The sequence below is a fragment of the Bacillus cereus group sp. MYBK245-2 genome (assembly GCF_051916145.1).
Lineage (GTDB): Bacteria > Bacillota > Bacilli > Bacillales > Bacillaceae_G > Bacillus_A > Bacillus_A pacificus.
In genome coordinates this window covers 489,495-505,643 of the sequence record NZ_JBQAGB010000001.1, presented here as the reverse complement: position 1 = coordinate 505,643, position 16,149 = coordinate 489,495, and the positions used below count along the sequence as shown (strand labels likewise).

Genomic DNA, 16,149 nt, shown 5'->3' with positions numbered 1-16,149 from the left:
AAAGAAATGAATCAGGGGGCTGAATTCCGTGGCATTTGAATTTAAACTACCAGATATCGGTGAAGGTATCCACGAAGGTGAAATCGTAAAATGGTTTATTAAACCAGGCGACGAAGTAAACGAAGACGACGTACTTCTTGAAGTACAAAATGATAAAGCAGTAGTAGAAATTCCTTCTCCTGTTAAAGGTAAAGTACTTGAAGTACTTGTAGAAGAAGGTACGGTTGCAGTAGTTGGAGATACATTAATTAAATTTGATGCTCCTGGATACGAAAACCTTAAATTTAAAGGCGACGATCATGACGAAGCTCCTAAAGCTGAAGAAGCAAAAGAAGAAGCTCCTAAAGCTGAAGCTACTCCAGCAGCAACTGCAGAAGTAGTAAATGAGCGCGTAATCGCTATGCCATCTGTTCGTAAATATGCTCGTGAAAACGGCGTAGACATTCATAAAGTAGCTGGTTCTGGTAAGAACGGTCGTATCGTAAAAGCTGACATCGATGCATTTGCAAATGGTGGACAAGCGGTAGCAGCAACTGAGGCTCCAGCAGCAGTAGAAGCTACTCCAGCAGCAGCGAAAGAAGAAGCACCAAAAGCACAACCAATCCCAGCTGGTGAATATCCAGAAACTCGTGAGAAAATGAGTGGTATCCGTAAAGCAATTGCGAAAGCAATGGTTAACTCTAAACATACAGCTCCTCACGTAACATTAATGGATGAAGTAGATGTAACTGAACTTGTTGCTCACCGTAAGAAGTTCAAAGCTGTTGCAGCTGACAAAGGTATTAAATTAACTTACCTTCCATACGTTGTTAAAGCTTTAACATCTGCATTACGTGAATATCCAATGTTAAACACTTCTTTAGATGATGCTTCTCAAGAAGTAGTTCATAAACATTACTTCAACATCGGTATCGCAGCTGATACAGACAAAGGTCTATTAGTACCAGTTGTTAAAGATACAGATCGCAAGTCTATCTTCACAATTTCTAACGAGATCAATGATCTTGCTGGTAAAGCACGTGAAGGTCGTTTAGCTCCTGCTGAAATGAAAGGCGCTTCTTGCACAATTACAAACATTGGTTCTGCAGGTGGACAATGGTTCACTCCAGTTATCAACCACCCAGAAGTAGCAATCCTTGGTATCGGTCGTATCGCTGAGAAACCAGTTGTGAAAAACGGTGAGATCGTTGCAGCTCCAGTATTAGCATTATCTCTAAGCTTTGACCATCGTTTAATTGACGGTGCAACTGCTCAAAAAGCATTAAACCAAATTAAACGTCTATTGAATGACCCACAATTATTAGTAATGGAGGCGTAATAACAATGGTAGTAGGAGATTTCCCAATTGAATTAGATACAGTCGTTGTTGGTGCAGGTCCTGGTGGATACGTTGCGGCAATTCGTGCAGCACAATTAGGTCAAAAGGTAGCAATCATTGAAAAAGCTAACCTTGGTGGCGTATGCTTAAACGTTGGATGTATTCCTTCAAAAGCGTTAATCAATGCAGGTCATCGTTATGAGAATGCAATGCATTCTGATGACATGGGTATCACTGCAGAGAATGTAAAAGTTGACTTTACAAAAGTTCAAGAATGGAAAAACGGCGTAGTTAAGAAATTAACTGGCGGTGTTGAAGGCCTTCTTAAAGGTAACAAAGTTGAAATCATTCGCGGTGAAGCTTACTTCGTAGATGCTAACACATTACGCGTAATGACTGAAGATGCAGCTCAAACTTATACGTTTAAAAATGCTGTTCTTGCAACTGGTTCTACACCAATCGAAATTCCAGGATTCAAATACTCTAAACGTGTTATCAACTCTACAGGTGCTTTAAGCTTACCTGAAATTCCTAAAAAACTTGTTGTAATCGGCGGCGGTTACATCGGTATGGAATTAGGTACTGCATATGCTAACTTCGGTACAGAAGTTACTGTAGTAGAAGCTGGCGACGAAATCTTAGCTGGTTTCGAAAAAGCTATGAGCTCTGTTGTTAAACGTGCTCTACAGAAAAAAGGTAACGTAACAATCCATACAAAAGCTATGGCTAAAGGCGTTGAAGAAACAGAAACTGGCGTAAAAGTTAGCTTCGAAGTTAAAGGTGAAATCCAAACTGTAGAAGCAGATTACGTATTAGTAACTGTAGGTCGTCGTCCAAACACTCAAGAAATCGGTCTTGAGCAAGTTGGAGTTAAAATGACTGACCGCGGCATCATCGAAATCGATGAGCAATGTCGTACAAATGTACCAAACATCTATGCAATCGGTGATATCGTTCCTGGACCACCATTAGCTCACAAAGCTTCTTACGAAGGTAAAGTAGCTGTAGAAGCAATTAGTGGCCATGCGTCAGCTATCGATTACATCGGAATTCCTGCAGTATGCTTCACTGATCCAGAATTAGCATCTGTTGGTTACACTAAGAAACAAGCTGAAGAAGCTGGAATGACTGTAACTGTATCTAAGTTCCCATTCGCTGCTAACGGTCGTGCATTATCATTAAACAGCACTGACGGTTTCTTACAACTTGTAACACGTAAAGAAGATGGTCTTCTTGTAGGTGCTCAAGTTGCAGGTGCAGGCGCTTCTGATATTATTTCTGAGATTGGTTTAGCTATCGAAGCTGGAATGACAGCAGAAGATATCGCTCAAACAATCCACGCTCACCCAACATTAGGTGAAATCACAATGGAAGCAGCTGAAGTTGCTCTTGGAATGCCAATTCACATTGTAAAATAATTTAAGTAATGAAAATAGCCCATCTCTTATTTAAAGAGATGGGCTATTTTTTATTTTATAATAAAAGTGGCTTGCAAGGTCTTTATACGTACTTGTCGAATGAATATATAATAATTTAATTGAATTGTTAAAACATATATAAATCCAAAAGCCGTATATATGCTTTCGTGTAATATGTAATTGATTCAAACTTAATACCATATATTAATAAAATAGAGCATGTCAAAGGAGAAGGTTCCATGAAAATATTACATGTTATATTTTATCATTTTTTATTATGGAGTGGTTTTTCTGTTGTATTATCATTGTCAAATGGTGATAAGTTGCATTATAAAGTCATTCTATTTTTTGTATTTCTTTATTTAGCATATGTGATCGCATATTTTGTATTGCAAATTAGAAAGCAGGCATTATTCCTTACGTGTTCAAATTGCATACTTTTCTTAATTATATTTTCTATTTTTTAAATTAACGTTTATAGAAATACATTGTTCTTCCATTAAATAATTTCAACTCTCCTTCTAATTTCTTCGCTAGAAAACGGCAAAATTCATTTGCTTTTCCTTTATCACCAAATGTTGCATTAGGTGGTAAAGAAACTTGAATATAAGTTTGTTCCTTTTCTATACCGATACCAACATAAATGGAGTCATATCGATCGTGCGTAGATTGTAGTTTGAATGTTGTTGCTGATGTATCTAAAATTTCATACGGAAAAGCGGTATTTGTATAAGCGTAATTAATTTGAACACCAGTTTTGGAAGTAACTGTTTTATAATAATGAAAAAGTTGTTTTATATCATCTATTGAAACAGATTGTTGATTGGATTTAGGTACAAGCGTAATAAAGGCATGTTGCATATAAGTTCCCCCTAACTTAGTAGAATACTCTCATTCTACATCCTACTGAATTTTTTGACAATTAAAAGGAGTATTCCTTTTTTTGTTTAATATACTTAATGAAAGGTGATGTAGAAAGGTGGAAACCGATGTTTGAAAAATTGTATGATGAGCATGAAAGTGTGAAGGTACGATTTTTGGGGTTTATGACACATGATACTCCTTATGATTTTGGCGTTATTTATACAAATATGTTTTTTGGAAAGCCACTTATTGTTTGCATGCAAACAGGAAGGTCTACTTTACTTGGACGAGATGATGTAGAGAATGTTCAACATTTGCAGGAAGTGTTCAAATTAGGTTCAGAAGAGGAAGCAGCTGAGTTAGCTCAGTTTTTCTCATTTTTAGTTCCATCTACATCTTTGCATGCGGAATACGAAGAATAAATAATGTAAAACAGTCGTACGTATAAATACGGCTGTTTTTTTGTTTGAATATCGCATACTAATTTAAAATAAAAATATTTAATGTGTTATACTAAAAACCTATTGACGCAAAAAGTATAACATATTAAAATAAAGACAGAAAGTTAAGCGGTTACAAAAAAGTTTTTGGGATTATAAACTTAGGGGGAAATGAAAAATGGGAACAATCGTATGTCAAGATTGTGAAGGTACAATTGCACACTTCGAGGATGAGAAAGTAACGGTACTTTACGGGAAATGTGGATCTTGCGGATGTGATCACACAGAGCATACAAAAGCCCAATAATTGATAGGAAATGGACAGCTGAAAGTTTTTAGGACCATAAACTTAGGGGGAAATGAAAAATGGGAACAATCGTATGCCAAGTATGTGAAGGAACAATCGGACATTTTGAAGATGAAAAAACGACAGTGCTTTACGGAAAATGCGGAACAAATTGTGACTGTGCTAGTAGAGATAATGCGAAAGCTTAATGATAAATAAATAGATTACTATTAAAACTCAGGGGGAAAAGAAAAATGGGAACAATCGTATGCCAAGTATGTGAAGGAACAATCGGACATTTTGAAGATGAAAAATCAACAGTACTATACGGGAAATGTGGATCTCATTGCGACTGTGACCATAAAGAACATTCAAAAGCTTAAATAAAAAAAGCGCCTACATATGTAGGTGCTTTTTTTAATAAACTGTAGTTGTGTTGCCAACTGTTGCAACAATTGCATCATCTCTAATCGGAATAAATCCTATGGATGTCTGTGGTGTGTTAGGAGAAGCGTGGTAGCTCATAAGACGGCTATCGATACGGGTAATAGTATCGGTTAAGAAAGCGGAAATAAAAGCGTAAGGGACTCGTCGCTCATTTAACGCGTATATAATTTCTTCTTTTGTTTTTACACCTACGCCATGCCCATAAAAAAAGAAATTTCCTAGATAGATTGTATTTTCTCCTTGCCACTCGATTGTAGCTGGGTTCACTAGTGGATTTTTAAAGTAAACGAGATCACCTGGGACAAGATCGCCACCCGTCTTTGTTATGAGCTTTAAATCTTGATCGTAGTCCCACGTATAAAGTAAAAGGTTTGCAAAGAGACGGTTGAAGGTTTCTTCCTCATATAATGCTAGTAAAGCTTTGTAAAAAATAATGATCATAGCGGTGGCACATTCAGTTCCATATAGTTTTCCGTTTTTGAAAATATCTTGTATGGCAATGGAAGGGGGTATGTTTGGAAGGAGCTCGAATCCTCCAAGAGATGTTCTTTTCCAATACTGAGGGTTACAAAAAGATTGTTGAAATGTGCGAAACTGAAAACCACTTTGAAAAAGTTCTAATGCAGAAGTAATAATATGAACACGCAAATTTAGATCAAAGCTGAGTTCACCAGATGTTCGGAAGGAATAGATTTCTTGATTTCCTGCCATTATAGATAAAATTTGTTGTTTCTCATTTGCAAATGGCTCATATTCATTTGTGATATAAGGATGTACAATAGAACGGCCTATTACAATCATAATAGTATCCCCACCTATACGTTACATTACATAATATCGTATGAGAAAAGGCCAAAAGGGTGAAAGAAAAGCCTATCAACTGATAGGCTTGTACTCTTTAATCACGCGTAATGTTTGTAATGTCATATCTTCAGGACCTTGTACAGGTAAACCTGCTTCTAAGTTTTTACGAATATACTCTAAGTTATCTTGTGTAATAATTTCCCCCGGAGTAAAGATTGGAATCCCTGGCGGATAAACCATAACGAAATCAGCTATAATACGACCTGCTGCATTTTCAAATGGGATGACTTCTGTTTCCGAATAAAAAGCATCTCGAGGAGAAAGTGCTAAAACAGGTATTTCTGGAATTTCTACTTGCACTTGAACACCTTTATCAGCTTTATTTTTAAATGTTGCTGATAAATCTTGTAATGCTGCAATAAGTGTATTTGTCTCACTTTCTGTATCCCCAAAAGTGACAAGACATAGTATGTTGTATAAATCTGAGAGCTCTACTTCAATGTTATATTGCTCTCTAAGCCATACTTCAGCCTGATGGCCTGTAATACCTAAATCTTTTACAGATACAATTATCTTTGTAGGATCATAGTTAAAAGTAGCATCCGTACCTAGCATTTCTTTCCCTGGACAGTAAAGATGTTCGATATCATTTATAGCATCACGAACTTGTTCCGCTAATTGTATTGTTTGTTCTATGAGTGCCGTTCCTTCTGTAGCAAGACGTTTTCTAGCAACATCTAGGGAGGCTAACAAGATGTAAGACGTTGATGTAGTCGTAAGCATGCTAATAATAGATTGAACATGTTTTACGTTCACAAGGCCTTCTTTTACATTAAGAATAGAACTTTGCGTTAAAGATCCACCTAATTTGTGAACACTTGTTGCTGCCATATCTGCACCGGCTTGCATCGCTGACATCGGCAGTTCATCGTGAAAATGAATATGAACACCATGAGCCTCATCAACGAGTACAGGGATATCGTAAGAATGTGCTAATTGTACAATCTGTTCTAAGTCCGCAGCAAAGCCAAAGTATGTTGGGTTAATAACAAGTAGGCCTTTCGCATCTGAGTGCTCTTCAAGTGCCTTTTTGACAGATTGAATTGTGATTCCATGTGAAATACCAAGTTTTGGATCAATTTCAGGATGCATGAAAATAGGTTTTGCACCTGAGAAAATAATAGCTGACATTACTGATTTATGCACGTTTCGTGGTACTAGTATTTTGTCACCAGGACCGCAAACGCTCATCACCATTGTCATAATTGCGCCACTTGTACCTTGAATAGAAAAGAAAGTATGATCCGCACCAAATGCAGCGGCTGCTAAATCCTGTGCTTCTTTAATCATACCTTTTGGATGATGTAAATCATCGAGCGGCGCAATATTAATTAAATCAATTGCTAATGCATTATGCCCAATAAATTCGCGAAATTCAGGATCCATGCCCTGTCCTTTTTTATGCCCTGGAATATGGAATTGAATTGGATTTCGCTTACTGTGCTCAACTAAAGCGGTAAACAATGGTGTTTCGTATTGGGACAATCTATACACCCCTTCTTTTTTTAATATTTATTAGAGTTTGTTTTATATAATCTTGTTCTAAAAAAGTTACGTTCTTTTTTAGAATGAGACTTGTTTTTCTGCCATTCACAAAAGCTTTTTTGAGATGGGAGCTTCACTTTATTTTCTATAAAACAAAAGCATTATATCACCAATAATTATAGATGTATAGCAAAAAATATTTTTACGGTGAGTATGTTAAATAGTAGCTTCCTACTAACTTCTAGTGGAAGGCAATTCCATTAAAATGAATAAATAGTGTATAATGCAAAGTGGCTATAGTGAAGTAGAAAAAATCACTTTAAGATAGCGTATTGAAATAAGAAGAAATGATAAATGAGGTGCGAAATGGAATATCAATATCCGTTAGATTATGATTGGTCAAATGAGGAAATGGTTACAATTGTGAAGTTTTATGAAGCGATTGAGAAAGCATATGAAAAAGGAATTGTAAGAGAAGAATTAATGGGTTTATATCGTCGTTTTAAAGAGATTGTTCCATCGAAAGCAGAAGAAAAGAAAATTGATAAAGAGTTTCAAGAAGTAAGTGGATATTCTATATACCGTGCGATTCAGAAGGCTAAAGAAATTGAAGAAGAAAAGCTTGTGAAAATGTAAAAAATATTTTGAAAAATAAAAACTGAAGTGATATAATGTGATAACAACTAAAAACGGACAATATAAATTGTCCGTTTTCTACTATCGATTACAAAGTGCATATAAAGGAAGGAGTGATTGCATCGTAGATTCAATCTTAGCAAGGAATTGTTCGTTGGTCATTGCTGAAAACTCCTCTGGTGATATATGAATACCAACTAATAATTCTGCTTTTTTCACAGTAGCTAGACGTTCAATCATCTTTTGTAAATCATTTGTTTCAAGTGTTTTATGTAATTTTACACTTGGTTTAGTATGGTCAATGGACCAAACGAAGTCATTTGGAATATTTGTTTTTAAATCATTTATATGTTCTAAGAAGGCGTGAGCCGTCTCCACTTTTTGTGGACACTCATAGATTAAACCAAAGTATATGAAGGCATGAGTACCCCATAATCCAATTTGGAAATGTGGTAGCATTTTATATCCGCGTTTATTTGTTGAAAAAGCAACCCAAGTATCGTTTGGTGGATTGACTTTGCGACGTGCGTGTTTTGCTACATGATAAAAAAAGTTCTCATCAGTTTGTTTGGATAAATACGCTGCAAACTGTTCCCCTAAAGCTTCTAGCTTAGGATGAATGTTCGTTTTAATTGCACTCATTCGTTCTTCGAGACCATCAACTGTAAAGACCTCAAAATCAGTTGATTTGAATGTTTGTAGTGTCATGATTGTTCCTCCAACTCCTATTTTGCTTTTATTTTAGCATAGCTTGTACTATTCATAAAAAAAACAGCACAAAAAAATTTAAATAAAAAAATATAATTTTGTTGCATAGATGATTTATCCAACATAGTATAGTATAAAACAAAAAATCAGAAAATTGAATCAATTCTAGTCCGAGGGCAGACGAATATTGGGAGGAGGCAAATAATATGAGACAGGTGATTAATGCGTTAAAGAGAACAGATGCTGAAAAGAGAATACCGGTGCTACGTTTGGAGCTAGATTATGAATTAGCGACTTTATATGATGCGATGATGGAAAATGATAAACAGAAAAAAGAAGAGTGTGTACAAAAGTTAGAAGTGTTAAGACTTGAAATGATTCGTTTAGAAGCGTAATAATAGTATATGTATAAAAAATTAGTTGGTGCGAACCTTATAAAGGGTTCGTTTTTTCTGTGAACAGTATAGATCGGAGTGTTTAAACATGCAAGAAGTATGGAAAGACATCGATGCACACGCCAAACAGTGGATTCGGGATGCGGGAGAGCGTTTAATGGCATCAATGAAAAAAGCACTTATTATAGAAACAAAATCAAATGCAGCTGATTTAGTAACAAATATGGACCGAGAAATAGAGCAGTTTTTAATTGGGAAAATTAAAGAAACATTCCCACATCATCATATTTTAGGTGAAGAGGGCTATGGAGACGAGGTAACTTCTTCTGACGGGGTTGTTTGGTTAATTGATCCAATTGACGGCACGATGAACTTTGTTCACCAAAAAAGAAATTTTGCAATTTCAATTGGAATTTATGAGAACGGTATCGGAAAGATTGGACTTATTTATGATCCAGTTCATGATGAATTATATCATGCGTTAAAAGGGGCTGGAGCATTTTGTAATGAAGTACCAATACCTTTATTACAAAAAGGTACTGTAGAGCAAGGTATTGTAGCTTTAAATGCGATATGGCTTACCGACAATCCATTGCTTAATATGGAAAGTATGATGGCACTTGTTAAGAAAGCAAGAGGCACGAGATCATATGGCTGTGCAGCATTAGAGATGGTATACGTTGCAACTGGAAGAATCGATGCATATGTAACGCCTAGATTATCACCATGGGACTTTGGTGGGGGACAGATAATTGTAGAGGAAGTTGGAGGCAAGGTAACAACATTCTCCGGAGCGCCACTTTCTATCGTAGAGAAGAGTAGCGTATTAGTTGCGAAGCCAGGGGTGTATGAAGAAGTGTTATCGTTTATATCCAAGTAACAAAAAAAGTAAGAGGCTGTATACAGGCTTCTTACTTTTTGACGTTATTGCGATTTACGCATTTTTCTTTTTGTTACAAAACCGTATCCAACTGTAACAAATGTGCCGATAATGCAAATAATAATACCGATTGGACTATTTTCAGCAATCATAATGCCGATACCGATTAAGAAAATAACACCGATAATTGCAGTTAATAAAAAGCGATATTGAATGTGTTCCATTTCTTCACCCTCCAATCTCATTTTACTTTCACAAAAGTAAGAATACAACTATATTTTCATTCTTGATTTTATTTTAATTGCTATTGTATCCCCTTCGCTCTTATAATAGAGAAGGATTAAAAAGACATTAGGAGTTGGACATGTTGAAAAAACGACAAGATTTACGTAATATAGCAATTATTGCCCACGTTGACCATGGTAAAACAACACTTGTTGACCAGTTATTACGTCAAGCGGGGACTTTCCGTGCGAACGAACACGTTGAAGAGCGCGCAATGGATTCAAATGATCTAGAAAGAGAGCGCGGTATTACAATTTTAGCGAAAAATACTGCGATTCACTATGAAGATAAAAGAATTAACATTTTAGATACACCAGGTCACGCTGACTTCGGTGGAGAAGTAGAACGTATTATGAAAATGGTTGATGGTGTTTTACTTGTTGTTGATGCATATGAAGGTTGTATGCCACAAACACGATTTGTTTTAAAGAAAGCTCTTGAGCAAAACTTAACTCCAATCGTAGTTGTAAATAAAATTGACCGTGACTTCGCTCGCCCTGATGAAGTAGTTGATGAAGTAATTGACTTATTCATCGAACTTGGTGCAAACGAAGATCAATTAGAGTTCCCAGTTGTATTTGCATCAGCAATGAACGGAACAGCAAGCTTAGATTCAAACCCAGCAAATCAAGAAGAGAATATGAAATCATTATTTGATACAATTATTGAACATATTCCTGCACCAATTGATAACAGCGAAGAGCCACTTCAATTCCAAGTAGCACTTCTTGATTACAACGACTATGTTGGACGTATTGGAGTTGGACGCGTATTCCGCGGTACAATGAAGGTTGGACAACAAGTTGCTTTAATGAAAGTAGACGGAAGCGTAAAACAATTCCGCGTAACAAAATTATTTGGTTACATGGGATTAAAACGTCAAGAAATTGAAGAAGCAAAAGCTGGAGACTTAGTAGCTGTTTCTGGTATGGAAGACATTAACGTTGGTGAAACAGTATGCCCAGTTGAACATCAAGATGCGTTACCATTATTACGTATTGATGAGCCAACACTACAAATGACGTTCCTTGTAAATAACAGTCCATTTGCAGGTCGTGAAGGTAAATACATTACATCTCGTAAAATTGAAGAGCGTCTTCGTTCACAATTAGAAACAGATGTAAGTTTACGTGTAGATAATACAGAGTCTCCTGATGCATGGATCGTATCTGGACGTGGGGAACTACATTTATCTATCTTAATTGAAAACATGCGTCGTGAAGGTTATGAACTACAAGTATCTAAGCCAGAAGTAATTATTAAAGAAGTTGATGGCGTAAGATGTGAGCCTGTAGAGCGTGTACAAATCGATGTACCTGAAGAATACACTGGTTCTATTATGGAATCTATGGGTGCACGTAAAGGTGAAATGTTAGATATGGTGAATAACGGAAACGGTCAAGTTCGCCTTACTTTCATGGTTCCAGCACGTGGTTTAATTGGTTACACAACAGAATTCTTAACATTAACTCGTGGTTACGGTATTTTAAACCATACATTCGATTGCTACCAACCAGTACACGCTGGACAAGTTGGTGGACGTCGTCAAGGTGTTCTAGTTTCACTTGAAACAGGAAAAGCATCACAATACGGTATTATGCAAGTTGAAGACCGTGGTGTAATCTTCGTTGAACCAGGTACAGAAGTATATGCTGGTATGATTGTCGGAGAACACACTCGTGAGAATGACTTAACAGTTAACGTTGTGAAAATGAAACAACAAACTAACATTCGTTCTGCGACGAAAGATCAAACTTCAACAATGAAAAAACCACGCTTAATGACTTTAGAAGAATCATTAGAGTACTTAAACGATGACGAGTTCTGTGAAGTAACTCCAGAATCCATTCGTTTACGTAAAAAGATTCTTGATAAGAGCGAACGTGAAAGAGCTGCTAAGAAAAAGAAATCTGTAGAAGCGTAAAATAGTAAAACAGCTACCTTTAATTAAGGTAGCTGTTTTTTTATGTTTATTTTTTAGAATATTTACTCTTTTTGTGGACAGTATTTTTTTCACAGGTTACTCTTGTATTAAGTACATAAAGAAAAATGGTTTGATTTATGAGGAAGGGGGATAAATAGTGTTAGAAAGAATGTCGTTTTTTGCGAAGTTATGTAAAGTTGATGAAAATCCAGAACTAGGGATGTGGTTACTGTATGGCGTCATTATTATATTAAGTGCACTTGTGTATAATTTAGGTTTTGCAAGAAAGCTATCTATAATAAAAAATATAGTGATATATATATCGTTAGCGATTGGGTGTACAGTGTTAACTTTCTTTGCAGTTTTTTTACCTGTTGGAGAGGGGCTTGTTGTAGCAGCAATTGTACTTGGGATTTATAGGTTGAGATTACGTCAAGCAAGACAACAAAAAGCAGGATGAGGGGGGAAGCTTTATGCGTTCCGTACAAGATGCGTTATATAATTGGTTAACAATTAAAACAGTTGCCGAAGCACGTCCGGATGATAGTGCTGCAAAAGAAACGTATTTGTTATTTCAAAATATGATATATGAAGAACATAAATTGAGAAATGTGGAAGTTAAGAAGAACGAGGAAATGTATGTAGTTACATATGAAATAAATGGAGAAAGAAAATCTGCAAGGTTTCCATTAGAAGCTATTGATTGTTTTTTGGATCAAATGAATCGCGAACCTGAAAAATATAAATAAGTCCTTTATCATATTGATAAAGGACTTATTTATATTTTACCAATCGTCTTCGACTTTTTTATCACGATATAATCGAAAATTACCACTTGCATGACGTTCCATCGTACGTTCAGCAATTCGTTCCGAACATTCCATGCACATATATGTATGAATAGGGCGATTACGCAGTTTTTTTGCCATAGGATTTTCATCATCTAACATATCTTTTTTATCACAAATCATACATTTGACTCTCATTTCGTCACCTCAATACGAATTCTATCAGTATAAGTATATCATGGAAGTGTAATGTTTTTGAATAATAGCGGGAAAAAATAATATTTTCGCAATTCAAAAAATAGGTTATGATAAGGATATATGAAGTATATTTGGAGGTGGAAATATGGCGAATGTAGTAGAGCCCACATTAACGGATGATTTAGTACAAACGTTACGTAAAGAGTGTATTGTTATGGTAGCAACAACAGATTTTGAAAAACAAGTTCCTAACGTAAGTGCTATTTCTTGGGTGTATGCAGTGAGTAAAACTAGTATTCGATTTGCAGTAGATCAACGTTCACGTATTGTGGAAAATATAAGACATAGTACTGGAGTGGTATTGACTATAATGGCGAATGAATCCGTATTTTCCATAAGTGGTGCAGGTGAAATTTTGACTGATAGAATGGAAGGCATTCCTTTAAAATTGACTGTAATAGAAGTAAATGTACAAGAAGTACGTGATGTTATGTTTTATGGTGCAAAACTTGCAATTGAACCAACATATGAAAAAACGTATGATCTTCGTGCAGCTAAAAAGCTCGATAACCAGGTGTTAGCAGGAATGAAAGAATTATAAATGTGATAAATAAGAAAGTCAGTTATTAACTTTTGTAATTACTTATTGTGATTTTATGTTAATAATTATAATTAAAAGTAATATATTGAATAGAAATGAATAAAAAATAAATAAAAGGTTTAATGGCTATAAATTTCGATTCTACCTCGTTTATACGGTACATATAATTATAACAATGGTTCGTCCATATTTTATGGATGAAACCCTTGTTCTACAAATTTAAAAGTGGAGTCAGGGGGTAACAGGTTGGATAAAATTTATGTGTTAGATACGAATGTACTTTTGCAGGATCCTTTATCTATTTTTTCATTTGAAACCAATGAAGTAGTGATTCCAGCAGTTGTATTAGAAGAGGTTGATTCGAAAAAACGTTATATGGATGAAGTAGGACGAAACGCTCGTTATGTATCTAAGTTAATAGACAAATTTCGTGAAATAGGAAAACTGCATGAAAGTATTCCGCTAGAAAACGGCGGTACATTTCGTATTGAATTAAATCATCGTTCGTTTGTCCAACTACAAGATATTTTTGTAGAAAAAACAAATGATAATCGAATTTTAGCTGTAGCAAAAAATCTATCTTTAGAAGAACAAGAAAAAGAGGACGGGAAGTCTGTTATTTTAGTAAGTAAAGACGTGCTCGTAAGGGTAAAAGCAGATGCAATAGGTTTAAAGGCGGAAGATTATTTAAGTGATCGGGTTATTGAAGTGGAAAATATATATTCAGGATTTTTAGAAGGATATATATCAAAAGAACAATTGGATTATTTTTATGAAAAAGGCGAATTGCCTTTATCCGAAATTGCAAATCATCCTTTTTATCCAAATCAGTTTGTAGTAATGAAAGATGCGTTAGGTGGATCTAGTTCAGCACTAGGTATTGTGGATCATTTAGGTAAGAAGGTAAAGAAACTTATTTTTCATAATGAACAAGTATGGGGAATACGACCACGAAATGTGCAGCAAATTATGGGATTAGAATTGTTGCTTCGTGAAGATATTCCGCTAGTCACGCTAACAGGGAAAGCTGGTACAGGAAAGACATTACTAGCTTTAGCTTCGGGGCTCATGCAAACGGAAGATTTAGGGTTATACAAAAAACTACTCGTTGCACGGCCAATTGTTCCAGTTGGGAAAGATATCGGTTATTTACCGGGAGAAAAAGAAGAAAAGTTAAGACCGTGGATGCAACCGATTTTTGATAATCTAGAGTATTTATTTAATACGAAAAAACCAGGAGAGTTAGATGCTATTTTAGCTGGAATGGGTTCGATAGAAGTAGAAGCTCTTACGTATATACGCGGGAGAAGTATTCCAGATCAATTCATTATAATTGACGAAGCACAAAATTTAACGAAGCATGAAGTGAAAACGATACTAACGAGGGTAGGAGAAAAAAGTAAAATCGTATTAATGGGAGATCCTCAGCAAATTGATCATCCGTATTTGGATGAGTATAATAACGGTTTAACATATGTTGTAGAGAAATTTAAAGAGCAACGTATTAGTGGTCATGTGAAATTTGTAAAAGGGGAGCGATCTAATTTAGCTCAACTAGCAGCAGATTTATTATAAAAAGGAGTGAGCTGAAGCTCACTCCTTTTCTTTAAATAATTGTAAATTTGCGGATGTTACGGATTGGATTTTGTCTATTAGATCCATCATTGTAATATAAATGAACAGGTCCATCTTCTTTTAATGGTTTTCCTTCTTTTGAAAAACCAAGAATAGCATGTTTGACAGTTTCTAATGGAAGCGTTATTGTATCATCTACTGTTTCGATCTCGACTTGCGTAGCGTCATCTGAAATTTCGGCGTTAGCAAGAAAAGGTTGAAATGGTATACCGAACGTTCCAGTAATTAGCTGTTCTTTTTTAAATTTCTTTACACTTTGTTGTATCGGCGGGAAAGCAGCACCATCACGGATTTCGCGATCCCAATGTTCCGAAGTGTTTTTTAAATAAGCTTCTAGTTCTGAAGTGTTTTCTCTCGTTTCATCAAAGTAAGTTGTCAAATCTACTTTTCGATCATCAAAGATCCAAACGGTTGGATCGATAGTGATTGGAAAACGAACTTTTCCATTAATAAATAAAATTTCGCTCATTGTTGTTCCCCCATTTGTGTTATACTCCCACTTTTCAGTATAATAGTATTAGACACTATTGTCACAAAAAATGTTTCTATTGCAATTTATTAAAACTATCGCTAATATTAATAGATAGGAGAGAGTAGGACGGAAACGGAGGGAATCAATTTGGCGTCTGAGACAGTATCAAATCATCAGGAAAAGGCACTAGCCCTTCTACAAGCGGATGCGGAGAAGATTTTAAGACTTATTAAGGTGCAAATGGACCATCTTACAATGCCGCAATGTCCATTATATGAAGAAGTGTTAGACACACAAATGTTTGGACTATCCCGCGAAGTCGATTTTGCAGTTCGCCTTGGTCTTATTTCAGAAGAACAAGGGAAAGCAATGTTAGGAGAGCTTGAACGTGAGTTATCTGCACTTCATGAAGCATTTACAAACAAACAACAATAACGGGTTCAAATAAGGGGGCTCAAACTGAAAAAGTTTGAGCTTTTTATTTGTATAATAAAGCAGGAAGAAT

General features: G+C 35.7%; 23 protein-coding genes. 16 read left to right on the top strand and 7 right to left on the bottom strand.

The genetic code is table 11. From position 1 onward, the window contains the following. The first annotated feature begins 28 nt into the window (after nt 1-28). From pdhC to ACTFRN_RS02505, 3 genes are all read left to right on the top strand, one after another. A complete protein-coding gene (gene pdhC, locus ACTFRN_RS02515; RefSeq protein ID WP_000863427.1) occupies nt 29-1,318 on the top strand; it encodes a pyruvate dehydrogenase complex dihydrolipoyllysine-residue acetyltransferase in 1,290 nt (429 codons plus the stop codon). Nucleotides 1,319-1,323: 5 nt separating this feature from the next. Next, nucleotides 1,324-2,736, top strand: a complete 1,413-nt coding sequence (gene lpdA, locus ACTFRN_RS02510) for a dihydrolipoyl dehydrogenase (RefSeq protein ID WP_000260111.1) — start codon at nt 1,324-1,326, stop codon at nt 2,734-2,736. Nucleotides 2,737-2,975: 239 nt separating this feature from the next. Continuing rightward, on the top strand, nt 2,976-3,203 hold the full coding sequence (locus ACTFRN_RS02505) for a hypothetical protein (protein ID WP_000697468.1): 228 nt from the start codon (nt 2,976-2,978) through the stop codon (nt 3,201-3,203). Between the two features lies 1 nt (nt 3,204). On the opposite strand, the gene ACTFRN_RS02500 is transcribed toward ACTFRN_RS02505, so the two are convergent. After that, nucleotides 3,205-3,597: a DUF1885 family protein gene (locus ACTFRN_RS02500; RefSeq protein WP_074567403.1), complete on the bottom strand. Its 393-nt coding sequence runs from the start codon at nt 3,595-3,597 to the stop codon at nt 3,205-3,207. A 128-nt stretch (nt 3,598-3,725) separates the two neighbouring features. Here ACTFRN_RS02500 and ACTFRN_RS02495 point away from each other — a divergent pair, with 128 nt between their 5' ends. The 4 genes from ACTFRN_RS02495 to ACTFRN_RS02480 all read left to right on the top strand — a co-directional run bounded on the left by ACTFRN_RS02495 (nt 3,726) and on the right by ACTFRN_RS02480 (nt 4,709). Further along, a complete protein-coding gene (locus ACTFRN_RS02495; RefSeq protein WP_088106472.1) occupies nt 3,726-4,022 on the top strand; it encodes a DUF3055 domain-containing protein in 297 nt (98 codons plus the stop codon). Nucleotides 4,023-4,218: 196 nt separating this feature from the next. Then, nucleotides 4,219-4,347, top strand: coding sequence for a GapA-binding peptide SR1P (locus ACTFRN_RS02490; protein WP_000536778.1), 129 nt, complete (start codon nt 4,219-4,221; stop codon nt 4,345-4,347). A gap of 59 nt (nt 4,348-4,406) precedes the next feature. Continuing rightward, a complete protein-coding gene (locus ACTFRN_RS02485) occupies nt 4,407-4,535 on the top strand; it encodes a GapA-binding peptide SR1P (RefSeq protein WP_000536805.1) in 129 nt (42 codons plus the stop codon). A gap of 45 nt (nt 4,536-4,580) precedes the next feature. Continuing rightward, nucleotides 4,581-4,709 carry a GapA-binding peptide SR1P gene (locus tag ACTFRN_RS02480; RefSeq protein ID WP_000536793.1) on the top strand — a complete coding sequence of 43 codons (129 nt, stop codon included), beginning with the start codon at nt 4,581-4,583 and terminating at the stop codon, nt 4,707-4,709. Nucleotides 4,710-4,743: 34 nt separating this feature from the next. Here ACTFRN_RS02480 and ACTFRN_RS02475 read toward each other — a convergent pair whose 3' ends face one another. After that, nucleotides 4,744-5,574, bottom strand: a complete 831-nt coding sequence (locus tag ACTFRN_RS02475; protein ID WP_088106430.1) for a protein-glutamine gamma-glutamyltransferase — start codon at nt 5,572-5,574, stop codon at nt 4,744-4,746. 75 nt (nt 5,575-5,649) lie between these two features. Continuing rightward, nucleotides 5,650-7,122, bottom strand: a complete 1,473-nt coding sequence (speA, locus tag ACTFRN_RS02470) for an arginine decarboxylase (RefSeq protein WP_000084887.1) — start codon at nt 7,120-7,122, stop codon at nt 5,650-5,652. Nucleotides 7,123-7,488: 366 nt separating this feature from the next. Here speA and ACTFRN_RS02465 point away from each other — a divergent pair, with 366 nt between their 5' ends. Next, the gene (locus ACTFRN_RS02465) at nt 7,489-7,758 is read left to right on the top strand and encodes a UPF0223 family protein (protein WP_000456556.1); all 270 of its coding nucleotides are present in this window, start codon (nt 7,489-7,491) and stop codon (nt 7,756-7,758) included. A gap of 81 nt (nt 7,759-7,839) precedes the next feature. On the opposite strand, the gene ACTFRN_RS02460 is transcribed toward ACTFRN_RS02465, so the two are convergent. After that, nucleotides 7,840-8,466 (bottom strand): YktB family protein, encoded by a 627-nt coding sequence (locus ACTFRN_RS02460; RefSeq protein WP_000175082.1) that lies wholly within the window; start codon nt 8,464-8,466, stop codon nt 7,840-7,842. Between the two features lie 206 nt (nt 8,467-8,672). Here ACTFRN_RS02460 and ACTFRN_RS02455 point away from each other — a divergent pair, with 206 nt between their 5' ends. Both ACTFRN_RS02455 and ACTFRN_RS02450 read left to right on the top strand, forming a co-directional pair. After that, nucleotides 8,673-8,861, top strand: a complete 189-nt coding sequence (locus ACTFRN_RS02455) for a hypothetical protein (protein WP_001250168.1) — start codon at nt 8,673-8,675, stop codon at nt 8,859-8,861. Nucleotides 8,862-8,949: 88 nt separating this feature from the next. Then, nucleotides 8,950-9,741 (top strand): inositol monophosphatase family protein, encoded by a 792-nt coding sequence (locus ACTFRN_RS02450; protein WP_001158698.1) that lies wholly within the window; start codon nt 8,950-8,952, stop codon nt 9,739-9,741. A gap of 44 nt (nt 9,742-9,785) precedes the next feature. Here the strand turns inward: ACTFRN_RS02450 and ACTFRN_RS02445 are convergent, their stop codons facing one another. After that, the gene (locus ACTFRN_RS02445; protein WP_000400127.1) at nt 9,786-9,965 is read right to left on the bottom strand and encodes a DUF5325 family protein; all 180 of its coding nucleotides are present in this window, start codon (nt 9,963-9,965) and stop codon (nt 9,786-9,788) included. 140 nt (nt 9,966-10,105) lie between these two features. Here ACTFRN_RS02445 and typA point away from each other — a divergent pair, with 140 nt between their 5' ends. From typA to ACTFRN_RS02430, 3 genes are all read left to right on the top strand, one after another. Then, nucleotides 10,106-11,950 (top strand): translational GTPase TypA, encoded by a 1,845-nt coding sequence (gene typA, locus ACTFRN_RS02440; RefSeq protein WP_000914763.1) that lies wholly within the window; start codon nt 10,106-10,108, stop codon nt 11,948-11,950. A 157-nt stretch (nt 11,951-12,107) separates the two neighbouring features. Further along, nucleotides 12,108-12,410 (top strand): YlaH-like family protein, encoded by a 303-nt coding sequence (locus tag ACTFRN_RS02435; protein WP_000893666.1) that lies wholly within the window; start codon nt 12,108-12,110, stop codon nt 12,408-12,410. Between the two features lie 13 nt (nt 12,411-12,423). Then, nucleotides 12,424-12,699, top strand: a complete 276-nt coding sequence (locus tag ACTFRN_RS02430) for a hypothetical protein (RefSeq protein ID WP_001258149.1) — start codon at nt 12,424-12,426, stop codon at nt 12,697-12,699. Between the two features lie 36 nt (nt 12,700-12,735). Here ACTFRN_RS02430 and ACTFRN_RS02425 read toward each other — a convergent pair whose 3' ends face one another. Beyond that, nucleotides 12,736-12,936 (bottom strand): YlaI family protein, encoded by a 201-nt coding sequence (locus ACTFRN_RS02425; protein WP_001995040.1) that lies wholly within the window; start codon nt 12,934-12,936, stop codon nt 12,736-12,738. 145 nt (nt 12,937-13,081) lie between these two features. Between ACTFRN_RS02425 and ACTFRN_RS02420 the strand changes: the two genes are divergently transcribed. Both ACTFRN_RS02420 and ACTFRN_RS02415 read left to right on the top strand, forming a co-directional pair. Next, entirely contained in the window at nt 13,082-13,537 is a 456-nt protein-coding gene (locus ACTFRN_RS02420; protein WP_000024588.1) for a pyridoxamine 5'-phosphate oxidase family protein, read from the top strand. 246 nt (nt 13,538-13,783) lie between these two features. Beyond that, nucleotides 13,784-15,112, top strand: a complete 1,329-nt coding sequence (locus ACTFRN_RS02415; protein WP_000358083.1) for a PhoH family protein — start codon at nt 13,784-13,786, stop codon at nt 15,110-15,112. Nucleotides 15,113-15,143: 31 nt separating this feature from the next. Here ACTFRN_RS02415 and ACTFRN_RS02410 read toward each other — a convergent pair whose 3' ends face one another. Then, on the bottom strand, nt 15,144-15,641 hold the full coding sequence (locus tag ACTFRN_RS02410; protein WP_001289788.1) for a hypothetical protein: 498 nt from the start codon (nt 15,639-15,641) through the stop codon (nt 15,144-15,146). Nucleotides 15,642-15,791: 150 nt separating this feature from the next. On the opposite strand from ACTFRN_RS02410, the gene ACTFRN_RS02405 reads away from it, so the two are divergent. Next, entirely contained in the window at nt 15,792-16,079 is a 288-nt protein-coding gene (locus ACTFRN_RS02405; RefSeq protein ID WP_000135697.1) for a YlaN family protein, read from the top strand. The last annotated feature ends 70 nt before the right edge of the window (nt 16,080-16,149 follow it).